Source organism: Amycolatopsis palatopharyngis, from assembly GCF_003385185.1.
Lineage (GTDB): Bacteria > Actinomycetota > Actinomycetes > Mycobacteriales > Pseudonocardiaceae > Amycolatopsis > Amycolatopsis palatopharyngis.
The window spans coordinates 76,583-89,017 of record NZ_PQHZ01000011.1; the positions used below are offsets into that span (position 1 = coordinate 76,583).

Below are 12,435 nucleotides of genomic sequence, written 5' to 3' on the forward strand. Positions count from 1 at the left end.
CGGGGTCAGTAGGCGCGGACCATCCCGCCGTCACAACGGATCTGCTCGCCGGTGACGTAGGAGGCCGCAGGGCTCGCGAGGAAGGCGACGACCGCGGCGAACTCGTCCGGTGTGCCGTAACGCCCGGCGGGAATCGTGGCCTCCGAACGTTTGCGCGCATCCTCCGCACTCACGCCTGCCCGTTCCCCCGCCACCCGATCCAGGGTCGCGACTCGCTCGGTATCGATCCGGCCGGGCAGGACCATGTTGACGGTCACCCCGTCCGGTGCGACCTCCGGAGCGAGGGACTTCAGATAGGCGGCCAGTGCGGCCCGACCGATGTTGGACAACGCCAGCGGCTCGATCGGCTGCTGTACCCCGCTGGAGCCGATGGCCGTCACCCTGCCCCACCCGCGCTCACGCATTCCCGGCAGCACCGCGGCCACCAGCCGCTGGTGCTGGAGAAGGAGCTGGTGCAGAGCGGCGGACAGTTGTTCCTCGGTGATCTCCGCGGCGGTCGCCGGTGGCGGCCCACTGCTGTTGAGTACGACGATGTCGACCTGACCGAAGTGCTCCTCCGCTCGCCGCACCAGTGCCTCGGGTGCCGCGGGGTCGGTGAGGTCGAGTTCGACACCGATCGCGGACTCGAGCCGATCGGCCTCACTCCGCACCAGGTCACGACGCCGTGCTGCCATGACGACATTGGCGCCCTCGGCGCCGAGTGCCTTCGCGACCGCCAGCCCCAGCCCTGCGCTCGCACCGGGGACGACGGCCGTAAGTCCGTCCAATGTGTTCACCATCAGGCGCTCTCCTCCGTGCCCACCGCGTCGAGGTGGGCGGTCAGCAGTTCCAGAAGTCGCGGGGGTACGGCGGGGGCGGGCGCACGGACCACGCCGTGCTCGAACACGCCTCGCCTGCGCAGAATCTCCTTGCGCAGCGCCAGTCCGATGCGGGGCTGCGCCTCGAAGTTCACCAGTGGCAGCCACGGGCTGTAGGCGGCGCGGGCGGCGGTATAGCCGCCCCGCTGCCAGGCGTCCAGTGCCGCCCGCAATCCCTCCGGATGCGAGAAGCCGGTCATCGCTCCCGCCGCACCCGCACCGAGCTCGTCCAGCAGTCCGACGCCACCCAGTCCACCGAAGACCGGTACGTCGGTGCCCGCGGTGAGGCCGGCGATCGCGGCGGCCGTCGGCGGAGCCTCGGACTTGACGGCCACCACGAAGGGGCAGCGCTCGATCGCTGCCAGGATCTGCGCGCTGCTTAGCCGGACACCGGAGGCCTCCGGGTAGTCCTGAACCACGATGCCTGCCCCCGTGGCCTCGTGGACGTCGGTGAGGTGCCGGACCAGAACATCCGTGTCGGCGCTGTGCACCTGGACCATCAACCCGGCGAGGCTGTCACCCGTAGCCCCGCACGCTGTTTTCGCCTGTTCCACGGCGACCGCCGTGGTCCGTGCCGACACACCGACCACGAGCGGCATCGACGGCGCCTCCCCGGCAACCGTGCGTACCACGAGTTCGGCCTCGGCCGAGTCGAGTGCGGCACCCTCGCCGAACACACCGAGGACGACAAGGCCGGTAGCCGGGACATCACCGAACAGGGCCACCTCACGGCGCAACGAGCCGACGTCGACGCTCATGTCCGCCTCCCGGAACGGGGTGGCAAGGACACCCCACAGACCGTGCGCCAGGCGAGGCATGTTCTCAGGCATCGTGATTCGTGTCCTTTCGGTCGAGGGCCAGGTCAACGACGTGCTCGGCGATCGCCAACGAGGACGTGGCGGCGGGCGAGGGCGCGTTGCGGACACTCAGGACCCGTCCGCTCCTGGTCATCCGGAAGTCATCGACGAGGGCACCGTCGCGACCCAGTGCCTGCGCCCGAACCCCGGTGGGACCGGGGACGACGTCGTCGACGGTGAGGTCGGGGACGTAGCGGCGGGCCGCGGCCACGAATCGCCGCTTGCTCACCGAGCCCAACATCTCCGCCACCCCGGTACGCCAGTGCTGGCGCGCGAACCGCCGGAATCCGGGCCAGGTAACGGCCTCGACGAGATCCCGCCGCGACACGGTCCGCCAACGGTAGCCCTCCTTGGCCAGGGCGAGGACCGCGTTGGGACCGACCATGACCTCACCGTCTACGCGGGGGGTCAGGTGCACGCCGAGGAAGGGGTACCGGGGATCGGGCACCGGATAGATCAGGCCGCGCACGAGGTCGCGCCGCTCCGGACGGAGCAGGTAGTACTCGCCACGGAAGGGGACGATGCGGGGATCGTCCTCGTCACCCGCCATCGCGGCGACGCGGTCGGCGTGCAGACCCGCACACATGATGACCTGGTCGAAGGTGTCCTCCTGGCCGTCGGTGCCCGCCAGCACCACCTCGGAGCCCGACTCCCCGATGCGGGCCACCTCGTAGCCGGTACGCACCTTGCCTCCCGCGGCGATCGCCGCGTCGGCCAAGGCTCTGGTCACACCGGGAAAGTCGACGATCGCCGTGCGCGGTGAATGGAGGCCGGCGACACCGCGCACGTGCGGCTCGATGTCGCGCACCTCTCCGGCGTCGAGCAGGCGCACATCCGGTACACCGTTGGCGACCGCGCGCTCCATGATGGCGGACAATCGCTCGCGTTCCACGTCGTCGAGCGCGACCAGCACCTTGCCGCACTCGTCGTAGGCCACCTGGTGCTGCTCGCAGAACTCCTGCAGCATCGCCACGCCGCGCCTGCACAGTCGCGCCTTGAGAGAGCCGGGCGTGTAGTAGAGACCGGCATGGGCGACCCCGCTGTTGTGCCCGGTCTGGTGCTGCGCGAGGCCGGACTCCTTTTCCAGCAGCGTCACCTCCAGGTCCGGTTCCACCTGCAGCAGACGCCGGGCTATCGCGGCGCCCAGGATCCCGCCGCCCACGACCGCCAACCGTTTCCTACTCACGAACCCTCCCGGTCTTCGACAGCCGGTGCTCCGATGTCGGCAGCGGCGAGCACGCCGGCGAGCAGCTGGTAGTAACCGACGACCGTGCAGATCTCGACAAGCCCTGAGCGGCCGTGGTGCTCGACGACCGGTTCGTACACGTCATCGCCCACCACCCGGTCCCGCAGCAGGGCGGTCGCCAATCCCAGGGCCGCCACCTCGGCGCCGGAGAGACCGGCCGGGACATCGCCGTCACGGACGGACGCGAGCTCGGCCTCGGAGACACCCACGGTTCGGGCCACCCTGCTGTGCGCGTACCACTCGTACTCGGAGTTCCAGTGCGCTGCCACCGTGCAGATCACCAGCTCGCGGACACGCGGCTCGAGCGTGCCGCCGAACCTGAGTGCGGCGCCCAGTCGCTGCACCGAGGCCCCTACGTCGGGGGCGTACAGCAAGGCGTTGAACGGGCCAAGCAGGCGCCCCTGATCGTCGGTCACCGAGAACGGACCGTTCGCGCGTGGTCCCCCGGCGATCGCCTCGTGCAGGTCGCGCTGCCCGGCCTCAAGCTGCTCGGGCGCCAGCAGCGGTAGCCGGTCGCGTCTCTCAGACAAGAGTCCGCCCTCCGTCGGCGTACAGGACGTGCCCGGTCACGAAGGCGGCTTGCGGTGAGGCCAGGAAAAGCACCGGCCCGGTCAGATCCTCGACGGCGCCGAGCCTGCCTGCGGGCACCAGTGCTGTGTAGTGCTCACGCACGCCGGGCCGGTTCAGGTGCTCGCGAGTGAGGTCGGTCTCGGTGTAACCGGGTGCGACCGCATTCACGGTGACCCCGGAACCTGCCCACTCGCGGGCCATAACCCGTACCAGCTGGTCGAGGCCGCCCTTGCTGGCGGCATAGGGCGCGTGATCCGGGTGAGCGAGCAACCCGGAGACGGACGAGAGGTAGACCTGTCGGCCGTGGCCTGCGTTGACCATCAGCCTGCCGGCTGCCCGGCCGAGCCGAAAAGCGCTCGAGAGGTTGATGTCGAGAATTCGCTGCCAATCCCGGTCCTCCACGTCGAGAACCGGGACGCGGTTGTTCACCCCGACCGCATGGACCAGGACGTCGAGCCCGCCGAACTCGTCCACGGTCCGGCGCACCGCATCCTCGCACCCCTCGACGGTGCTCACGTCCTCGGTCATGCTCAGCGTCCGGGCATCGACGGCGGCGAGCCGCTCGGTGGAGATGTCGACAATCCCGACGTGTGCGCCGGCATCGAGGAAGGCCGCGGCACAGGCCGCCCCGATGCCTCCCGCACCGGCCACGAGGATCCGCTGCCCCGCAAGGCCCAACCAGTCCGTCGTGCCTGCCCCCGTCATCACAGCACCTCCGAGAATCGTCCGGTCATCAGTAGCCGCTTATCCGGGTGCACCCCGCGAAAGCCGGGAGCCGGAGATTGGGAATCATCACCTGTCCTCGAGAGCGGTCGATTGATTGCAGTGTAGTATGTAACATGCGACTTTGGTCAAGGTGCGAAGGGTGAGGGGTCGAGCACATGGAGATGATTTCCGACCGGGGTGAGAGCCTGACTTCTCAGGTGCACCGGGCGTTGCGTCAGGCGATCACCATGGGAGAGCTCGCACCCGGTAGCCTGCACTCGGTGGCCAAGCTGGCCGAGCGGCTCCAGGTCTCCAGGTCACCGGTGCGCGAGGCCCTCATCTCGCTGGCGGATCAGGGCATGGTCGCGTTCGAACGCAACCGCGGTGTGCGGATCTTGCAGACCACGGCGCACGACTTGGAGGAGGTCTTTTCGTTACGCCTGCTCCTTGAGGTCCCGGCCACCTTCCGTGCCGCACAGATCATCACTCCCGCAGACGTCGAACGCCTCCGGGACGCCCTCGGCAGCCGCGACACCTTCGTAGGTGCGGCGACGATGCTGGCCCATCAGGAGATGGACTCCGGATTCCACCGGGTGATTCTCGAGGCCACGGGGAACCGGCGCCTTGTGGGCGTCGTGGACAACCTGTGGTCCCACCAGAAGATGCGTGGCGTCACCTCCGCCGGACGCACCCGTCAGCTCGCCGACATCCACCGCGAGCACGAGGCGGTGTTCGAGCGGATCGAGGCGGGCGACGCCCTCGGTGCGGCGACCGCCATGCGCGAGCACCTCAGCCACTCCGCGAGCCTGCTGCTGGCTCAGGAAACCGGAGACTCCGCAGAGTCCGCCGACGATATGCTGCCGTGGCTGGACGTCTTCGCGGCACTCCAGGTTCCCGGATACTCTTGAGCGAGCATCGCCGGCTGAGCGAAGCGGCGACGGTTCACAGGAAATCCAGGTCGGCTCCAAGGCTCGCCGGGAGCACAGTCTCGGCATACAGGCGTCGCCATCCTCGTACGGGCAGCTCCGGCGCTCGCCACAACTCGCGGCGACGCCCCAGTTCTTCCGCATCGACCAGGAGGTCCACGCGCCGGGCAGGCACGTCCAGCCGAACCCGGTCACCGTCGCGGACCAGGCCGAGTGGCCCACCTACCGCGCTCTCCGGGGTGCAGTGCAGTACGACCGTTCCGTAGGAGGTCCCGCTCATCCGTGCGTCGGAGACCCGAACCATGTCCCGCACACCTGCGGCGGCGAGTCGCTTGGGAATCGGAAGCGAGCCTGCCTCGGGCATTCCGGCGGCGACCGGACCCGCATTGCGCAGGACCAGCACGTGATCCTCGCTCACGTCGAGATCCGGGTCGGCGAGCCGTCGGGCGGCATCCTCCGGTGAGTCGAACACGAGCGCCGGGCCCTCGTGTGTCAACAGCTCCGGCGACGCGGCAGAAGCCTTGATCACGGCGCCGCCCGGTGCCAGCGACCCACGCAGCACCGCAAGCGCCCCAGGCGGGCCCAGTGGATTCCCGGTCGTCCTGATGACGTCCTGCCAGCCGGCAGGTGGCGCCACGTCAGCCAACTGCTCACCGAGTGGTCGGCCCGCGACACCCACGTGGTCGATGTGCAAGACGGCCTCGAGGCTCTTGAGCAGGACGCGAACTCCGCCTGCCCGGTGAAAGTCCTCCATGTAGCGAGTGCCGGAGGGTTTGAGGTCCACGAGCAGCGGCGTCTCTCGGGAGACCCGGTCGAAGTCGTCGAGCGTGAGTGCCACACGTGCGCGCCGGGCCACAGCGAGCAGGTGCACGACCGCGTTGGTCGAACCACCGAGGGCAGCCAGCACGTGGAGGGCGTTCTCGAAGGCCTCCGCCGTGAGGATGTCGCGCGGCAGAACGGGTTCCCGCGCCAGCTCCACGGCCCGGTGTCCGGTGGCGGTACCGTGACGGAGCCGCTCTCCACTCGGCGAGGGCGGGGTGGCTCCACCGGGCAGCATCATGCCCAGCGCTTCGGTCACCGAGGCCATCGTGGAAGCCGTCCCCATGACCATGCAGGTACCCGACGTGCTGGCGAGATTGACCTCGACGTCACCGATCTCGTCCTCGTTCAGGTCCCCTGCACGGTAACGCGCCCAAAACCGGCGGCAGTCGGTGCAGGCGCCGAGACGCTCCCCCCGCCAGGAGCTGGTCAGCATGGGGCCGACCACGTCGAGGATCACCGGGATGTCGGAGACGGCCGCGGCCATCAGCTGGGCAGGCACCGTTTTGTCGCATCCGCCCAGGAGGACCGCTGCGTCCATCGGCTGGGCGCGGATCAGCTCTTCGGTCTCCATCGCGAGCATATTGCGGTAGAGCATGGCCGTGGGGTTGAGGAAGCTCTCCCCCAGGCTCGTCGTCGGGAACACGAACGGGATACCACCCGCGGCGAGCACCCCACGCTTCACGTTCTCCACCAGTTCGCCCATTTGCCGGTGACAGGGGTTGTAATCCGAGCTGAGGTCGGCGATCCCGACAACGGGGCGCGACAGCTCCTCCGTGCCGTATCCCGCGGCCGCGAGGAACGCGTTGCGCAGGAAACGACTGAACCCGGCGTCGCCGTAGGAGACCAGGTTCCGGGACATGCCGTGGGCACTCATGTCCTGGGTGCTCACGGGTTGACGGCAAAGTGCCGGACGGCGTCGTCGTCAAGCTCGATCCCGATCCCGGGACGGTCGGGCATGGTCACATATCCGTCCATAGTGGACAGTCGGGTGTCCTCCCGCACAAGCCGTTCGAAGTTGAAGATGTCCTTCTCCAGTGAGAAGTATTCGATGGTCATGCAGCCGGGCGTCGCGGCGGCGAGGTGCACGTGCAGGTTCGCATGCCAGTGCGGCGCAACCGGCACGGAGAAGACCTCCGCCGCGTGGGCGACCCTCATCCACTCGGTCACCCCGCCAAGTACGCCGGCATCCGGCTGGAGAATATCGGCCGCACGGCGCTGGAGCAGATCACGAAAATCCCAGCGAGTCTGGTGTACCTCGCCGGTCGCGATCGGACTCTGCACCGAGTCGACGAGCCGGGCATGCCCCTCGACGTCCTCAGGGGACAGTGGCTCCTCCACCCACCAGAGTCCCGTGACGCCCGCGGCTTCCTCAAAGGCACGGATCGCCCGGCGTGCCTCCGTGGCAGTGCGATACGCGTTGTTGCAGTCGAGCGCCAACCGGCCGTCAGCCCCGAGCGCGGCGACCGCCGCGGCCACGCGCTCGGCGTCCTCATGGACCGCCAGCCCGCCCACCTTGATCTTGTGGTCACGGAACCCCTGCTTGCGATTGCCCTCGATCTCCCGTGCCACCGCGTCGGCCCACGGACCTTCGTCGGGCCGGTAGTATCCGCCGGACGCGTAGGCAGGCAACGGCTTGCGGCTGCCGCCGAGCAGTACTCCCAGCGGCAGTTTCCGGCGCTTCGCCGAGAGGTCCCACAGCGCGATGTCGACGGCCGACAGTGCCCGGATCACGATGCCCCTGCGCCCTGTCAGCAGTGCGTCCTGGTACATCTGCTCCCAGAGCGCGGCGATGTCGTCGGGATCGGCGCCGGTCAGTATGGGGGCGAGCAGGTCGTGCACCGCCTGCACCGCAACGGTGCCGCCTGCGGTGCCGACGTAGGCGTAACCGAGTCCCCGCTCACCGTCCTCGGTCTCGAGGTGGACGAGTAGGTAGTCACGACGACCGAGAACCCTTGTCGACATGCGTGTCGGCTTGCTCACCGGAACCGACGCGGCCCGCGCCCACACTCGTGCTATCGCCATGACTTGTTCCCGCCTTCGCACTAGGGAGTCGTTGCAACATGTTACATGTGATGGGCCCCAAGAAAGATCCTTCGCCCTACCCCATGGCTCCCCCAGTGCTCCCAGCACGAGTCACTGGGTACACCCCTACTGTGGATCGATCTGCGTCTCCGAGAACCCCAGTTCGCGCAACACCTCGGCGGTGTCCGCACCGGCTCCGCGTGGTGGCGTCCGGACTGAACCCGGCGTGCGCCGGAGCTTCACCGGGATTCCGACACCGGTGTAACCCTCAAGTCGCACGACCATATCGCGGTGCAGCACCTGCGGGTCGGTCAACGTCTCGCGGACATCGTGCACAGGCCCCGCCGGCACGCCACGCGCGAGCAGGGCCTTGCCGAGATCCTCACGACCCCATCCGCACACGATCGGCTCGAGGATGGCGCGCAATTCGTCACGCTGCACGACGCGTCCTGCGTTCGTCTCGAACCGCGAGTCCTCGGCGAGGTCGGGACGGCCCAGGACGCCCACTAGTTCCCGAAACTGACGATCGTTGCCCACGGCAAGGAAGATCGGGCCGTCGGAACACGAAAACGTGTCGTACGGCGCGATCGTCGGGTGCGCCGAGCCGGAGCGGGCGGGCACAGTGCCGTCGGCGAACCACGTCGCCGTGTGCGGGTGCAGCATCGCCACCGCGGTGTCCAACAGTGCGCAGTCCACCAGCTGACCACGTCCCGATGCGTGCCGCTCGTTGAGTGCCAGCAGGATTCCCGAGAAGGCGAAGATCCCGGTGACCATGTCGACCATCGGCACGCCCACACGCAACGGGCCACCGTCCGGTTCCCCGTTGATGCTCATCAGACCGCCGTAGGCCTGCAGCACCGCATCGTATCCGGGCGCGCCCCCCATCGGGCCGTCGACGCCGAACCCGGTGATTCGGGCGTGGATCAGCCGTGGACAGTGTGCTGCGAGGTATTCGTCGTCGAATCCCCATTTCGCCAGCGTGCCCGCCTTGAAGTTCTCGACCAGCACGTCGGCTTCGCCAAGGAGCCGGCGAATCGCCTCCCTGCCCAGCTCCGAATGCAGGTCGAGCACGACGTTGCGCTTGTTGCGGTTGAGCCCCGTGAAGTAGGCGCTCGTTCCCTCCTGTATGAACGGCGGCCCCCATCCTCGGGTCTCGTCTCCGCCGGGCGGCTCAACCTTGAGCACCTCGGCGCCGTGGTCAGCCAGCATCTGCGTGCACAACGGGCCCGCCAGGACCCGCGACAGGTCCAGGACGCGCACCCCTGCGAGCGCGCCACCTTCAGTCGACATCCAGCCCTCTCAGTGTCCGTTTGAGAACGTGCGCCACGCACCTCAATAGGATTTCGGGAGTCCCAGAACGTGCCGGGACACGTGGTTCAACACCATCTCCTGACTCACGGGCGCCAATCGCAGCAGCCTTGCCTCGCGGAAGTACCGTTCCACGTGGTACTCCTTCGCGTACCCCATGCCGCCATGGGTCTGGACGGCCTGGTCTGCGGCCAGGAAGCCGGCGTCCGCGCAGAGATACTTCGCCATGTTCGCCTCCCGAGCACACTCGAGTCCGTGGTCGTAACGCCACGCCGCGTTGCGCGCCATCAACTCGGCCGCGTCCAGCCGGGTGACGGCTTCCGCGAGGGGAAACGACACGCCCTGGTTCATGCCGATCGGGCGGTCGAACACGATGCGTTCGTTGGCATACTGTGTGGCCCGGCGCAACGCCGCCCTGCCAATGCCCAGAGCCTCGTGTGCGAGGAGAATCCGCTCCGGGTTCAGGCCGTCGAGCAGATACGTGAATCCTTTGCCCTCCTCCCCGATGCGCGCCGACTCGGGCACCCTGAGGTCGTCGATGAACACCTCGTAGGACGGGACCGCGTTCCTGCCTAACTTGGGGATGGCCCGAAGCTGTACCGCTTCGGATTCGATGTCGACCAGGAACAGCGACATCCCGTCGGTCGGCCTTGCGACCTCGTCCCGGGGAGTCGTTCGGCAGATCAGCAGCATCTTCTGGGACTGCCCCGCCTTTGTGATCCACACCTTGCGCCCGTTGATGACGTAGTCGGTGCCGTCCCGCTGTGCGAAGGTGGAGATGCGCGTGGTGTCCGTCCCAGCGTTCGGCTCGGTGACGCCGAAGCACACGTGCAGCGTCCCGTCCGCGGCCGGCGGCAGCACCTCCTCGCGCAGGCTCGAGCTTCCGTGTCTGACGATGGTGTTGAGGCCGAAGATCGTCAGGTGCATCGTGCTGCACCCGTTCATTCCGGCGCCGGAGGCAGCCACCTCCTCGAGTAGCAGCGAGGCCTCGAGGACCCCGAGCCCGCCTCCGCCGTACTCCTCGGGGATGGCGATACCCAGCCAGCCTCCCTCGGCGAAGGTGTTGTAGAACTCCCACGGGAACTCGTGCTTGGTGTCCCGTTCGGCCCAGTAGTCGTCGGAATAGGTGGCGGCAATCTCGCGGACCGCGTTCCGTAGCTGTTGCTGGTCCTCGTTGAGCGCGAAATCCAACTGGCCCACCTTCCCGGCTCGGTTTCTTCAGGCTTTCCGGAATCCGGCCCGCTCATCCGCGGGTCACGCGCATCACGTGTGCGTAGCCCGAGGGATCAATTCGAGCATCCACAAGGGACGGTCCAGGCCCTGCTGCGTCCAGTGTGACACGCAGGCTTTCCGCATCGTCCACGGTCGAGCCGGGCACCCCCATCCCGCACGCGACAGCTGCAAAGTCCATGGCGCCGTAGACGACTGCCATGTCCCCGCCCTGGTTCTGCTTCTGCTTCAGCCGGATCAGCGTCAACGCCTCGTCGTTGAGCACGACGACCGTGACGTCCAGGCGCAGCCGCGCGAGGGTCTCCAACTCGGCGAGCACCATCGCGAGACCGCCGTCGCCCACGAAGCACACCACCCGCTGCCCTGGACGGGCCAGCGCCGCGCCGATGGCGGCGGGCAGGGAGAATCCCATGGTCGCCAGCCCGTTGGAGATGAGCACCGAGTCCGCGTCGTCGGTCTCCCACAGTGGCATCGCGACCAGCATGTGCGCACCCGCGTCAACCGTGAGCAGGGCGTCGCCCCGCGCCTTCCGGGTCGTGCGCACCACCTCGTGCGGGCTCAGTCCCTGTGTCGGATATTCGAGCCGTGCCACGTCACGGTCGCAGGTTTCGCGCCCGGCGCGCGGCGGCCACTCGGAGTGGCAGCGTCCGAGGAGATCCTTGAATTGCTCGTCGTAGGAACCGACCACCACCTCGGGCTCTCCGAAGTAGGCAGCATCGATGGGGTGGCTGTGGAGCATGACCATCGGCGCCTTGTTGGACCACGGCCCCGGCAATGGCTCGACCGGGTCGAGGCCCAGGGCGATGATGAGGTCGGCCTGGTCGAGCAAAGGGCGCTCGACGACGGCACCGGTGAAGACCCCGGCGTAGCTCGGCCAGGACTCGGGGATCGTCCCCTTGGCCTCGTAGGTCACCAGGATCGGGCAGTTCATGGACTCGAGCGCCGCGCGGACGCCCATGACATGACGGGCCGCGTCGAGGCCTACGATGACCACCGGCCTGCGGGCGGAATCGCACCGCCGCCGGACCCGCTCGAGCACGGCGTCGTCGACCACCGCAGGCATCGGTAGCTCGGGGGCAGGGTCACCGGCCACGGTGGGATCGAAGGCCAGGTGCACAGCGCCCGCAGGCGCCGCCGTGGCCAGTGCGGCCGCGGCATTGACCACCGCCTCGGGGTCGCCGACGCCGAGCGTGCCGCTCCACTTGGTCAGCGGCGCCGCCGCACCGACCTGATCCAGGCGCTGGTGCGCGACCCGACCGGCGTTCGCCTGTGACACCGTGTCGCTGATGAGCAGCAGCGGAAACCTGTCGAGGGTGGCCTGCGCGAGGCCGTTGCCCGCACTGGTCAGCCCTGGCCCCCTGGTCACCACAGCCACTCCGGGGGTGCCGGTCAGCCGACCGTAGCTGGCGGCCATGATGCAGGCCGCCGTCTCGCCGTGGGCGAGGACGAAGTCGATGCCGACTTCCTCGGCGCAGCCGATCATGTCCAGGTTCGGACCCCCGCCAGGCATACCGAAGATCTTCTCGACACCCGCTGCGCGGAGTCCTCGCACCAACGGGAGAGCCAGATCACGCGTCATGGGTCCGTCTGTTCCTTCTCGCTGTTGTCGTCGCGGGCACGGCAGCCCGCGAAGCCGTGGGCCGCGACCTCGTCGGTGTGCTCACCGAGCAGGGGGGCGCGAACGAATTCACCTGGCGTCAACCGAGCACAGCCACTACCTCACCGGTCGAAGGTGCGACGACCACTCCTCGACCATGTCGTACACCTCCTGGACGTGGCCAGCCGGTCCTCGTTCCTACTGAGCCGCGGGGGCCACCCCGAACTCAGGCCTGGCCATGCTCTCGGTGAGAAGTCGCCAGTGGTGGTCCGAGGGGGCGGCAACGCAGACCGAC

Annotated in this window: 12 protein-coding genes; 1 reads left to right on the forward strand and 11 read right to left on the reverse strand. The window is 68.4% G+C overall.

All coding sequences use genetic code 11. The annotated features are described in order from the left end of the window. Positions 1-5: 5 nt before the first annotated feature. From D0C15_RS11055 to D0C15_RS11075, 5 genes are read right to left on the reverse strand one after another with little or no spacing between them, the layout of a single operon-like run. Positions 6-779, reverse strand: a complete 774-nt coding sequence (locus D0C15_RS11055; RefSeq protein ID WP_116043723.1) for an SDR family oxidoreductase — start codon at positions 777-779, stop codon at positions 6-8. After that, the gene (locus tag D0C15_RS11060) at positions 779-1,687 is read right to left on the reverse strand and encodes a dihydrodipicolinate synthase family protein (RefSeq protein WP_116043726.1); all 909 of its coding nucleotides are present in this window, start codon (positions 1,685-1,687) and stop codon (positions 779-781) included. Before D0C15_RS11060 ends, D0C15_RS11055 begins: the two co-directional genes overlap by 1 nt. Then, on the reverse strand, positions 1,680-2,900 hold the full coding sequence (gene lhgO / locus D0C15_RS11065; protein ID WP_116043729.1) for an L-2-hydroxyglutarate oxidase: 1,221 nt from the start codon (positions 2,898-2,900) through the stop codon (positions 1,680-1,682). The genes D0C15_RS11060 and lhgO overlap by 8 nt, the downstream gene beginning before the upstream one ends. Continuing rightward, on the reverse strand, positions 2,897-3,490 hold the full coding sequence (locus D0C15_RS11070) for a carboxymuconolactone decarboxylase family protein (RefSeq protein WP_116043732.1): 594 nt from the start codon (positions 3,488-3,490) through the stop codon (positions 2,897-2,899). Before D0C15_RS11070 ends, lhgO begins: the two co-directional genes overlap by 4 nt. Continuing rightward, positions 3,483-4,235: an SDR family NAD(P)-dependent oxidoreductase gene (locus D0C15_RS11075; RefSeq protein WP_116043735.1), complete on the reverse strand. Its 753-nt coding sequence runs from the start codon at positions 4,233-4,235 to the stop codon at positions 3,483-3,485. The genes D0C15_RS11070 and D0C15_RS11075 overlap by 8 nt, the downstream gene beginning before the upstream one ends. Positions 4,236-4,411: 176 nt before the next feature. On the opposite strand from D0C15_RS11075, the gene D0C15_RS11080 reads away from it, so the two are divergent. After that, complete coding sequence (locus D0C15_RS11080; RefSeq protein ID WP_245975704.1) at positions 4,412-5,143, forward strand: GntR family transcriptional regulator; 732 nt, start codon at positions 4,412-4,414, stop codon at positions 5,141-5,143. A gap of 34 nt (positions 5,144-5,177) precedes the next feature. Here D0C15_RS11080 and D0C15_RS11085 read toward each other — a convergent pair whose 3' ends face one another. The 6 genes from D0C15_RS11085 to D0C15_RS35460 all read right to left on the reverse strand — a co-directional run bounded on the left by D0C15_RS11085 (position 5,178) and on the right by D0C15_RS35460 (position 12,244). Then, a complete protein-coding gene (locus D0C15_RS11085) occupies positions 5,178-6,842 on the reverse strand; it encodes a dihydroxy-acid dehydratase (protein ID WP_425455379.1) in 1,665 nt (554 codons plus the stop codon). A 26-nt stretch (positions 6,843-6,868) separates the two neighbouring features. Next, positions 6,869-8,005 (reverse strand): mandelate racemase/muconate lactonizing enzyme family protein, encoded by a 1,137-nt coding sequence (locus D0C15_RS11090; protein ID WP_116043738.1) that lies wholly within the window; start codon positions 8,003-8,005, stop codon positions 6,869-6,871. A 126-nt stretch (positions 8,006-8,131) separates the two neighbouring features. Next, on the reverse strand, positions 8,132-9,295 hold the full coding sequence (locus D0C15_RS11095) for a CaiB/BaiF CoA transferase family protein (RefSeq protein ID WP_116043740.1): 1,164 nt from the start codon (positions 9,293-9,295) through the stop codon (positions 8,132-8,134). Between the two features lie 42 nt (positions 9,296-9,337). Further along, a complete protein-coding gene (locus D0C15_RS11100) occupies positions 9,338-10,504 on the reverse strand; it encodes an acyl-CoA dehydrogenase family protein (protein ID WP_116043949.1) in 1,167 nt (388 codons plus the stop codon). A 52-nt stretch (positions 10,505-10,556) separates the two neighbouring features. Continuing rightward, positions 10,557-12,122 carry a thiamine pyrophosphate-binding protein gene (locus tag D0C15_RS11105; RefSeq protein WP_116043743.1) on the reverse strand — a complete coding sequence of 522 codons (1,566 nt, stop codon included), beginning with the start codon at positions 12,120-12,122 and terminating at the stop codon, positions 10,557-10,559. Then, positions 12,119-12,244 (reverse strand): hypothetical protein, encoded by a 126-nt coding sequence (locus D0C15_RS35460; RefSeq protein WP_281270689.1) that lies wholly within the window; start codon positions 12,242-12,244, stop codon positions 12,119-12,121. The genes D0C15_RS11105 and D0C15_RS35460 overlap by 4 nt, the downstream gene beginning before the upstream one ends. Between the last annotated feature and the right edge of the window lie 191 nt (positions 12,245-12,435).

Coding starts and splice junctions, on each gene's coding strand:
- D0C15_RS11055 (WP_116043723.1), bottom strand. CDS start 779: ATGGTGAACACATTGGACGGACTTACGGCCGTCGTCCCCGGTGCGAGC.
- D0C15_RS11060 (WP_116043726.1), bottom strand. CDS start 1,687: ATGCCTGAGAACATGCCTCGCCTGGCGCACGGTCTGTGGGGTGTCCTT.
- D0C15_RS11075 (WP_116043735.1), bottom strand. CDS start 4,235: ATGACGGGGGCAGGCACGACGGACTGGTTGGGCCTTGCGGGGCAGCGG.
- D0C15_RS11080 (WP_245975704.1), top strand. CDS start 4,412: ATGGAGATGATTTCCGACCGGGGTGAGAGCCTGACTTCTCAGGTGCAC.
- D0C15_RS11085 (WP_425455379.1), bottom strand. CDS start 6,842: ATGTCCCGGAACCTGGTCTCCTACGGCGACGCCGGGTTCAGTCGTTTC.
- D0C15_RS11090 (WP_116043738.1), bottom strand. CDS start 8,005: ATGGCGATAGCACGAGTGTGGGCGCGGGCCGCGTCGGTTCCGGTGAGC.
- D0C15_RS11095 (WP_116043740.1), bottom strand. CDS start 9,295: ATGTCGACTGAAGGTGGCGCGCTCGCAGGGGTGCGCGTCCTGGACCTG.
- D0C15_RS11105 (WP_116043743.1), bottom strand. CDS start 12,122: ATGACGCGTGATCTGGCTCTCCCGTTGGTGCGAGGACTCCGCGCAGCG.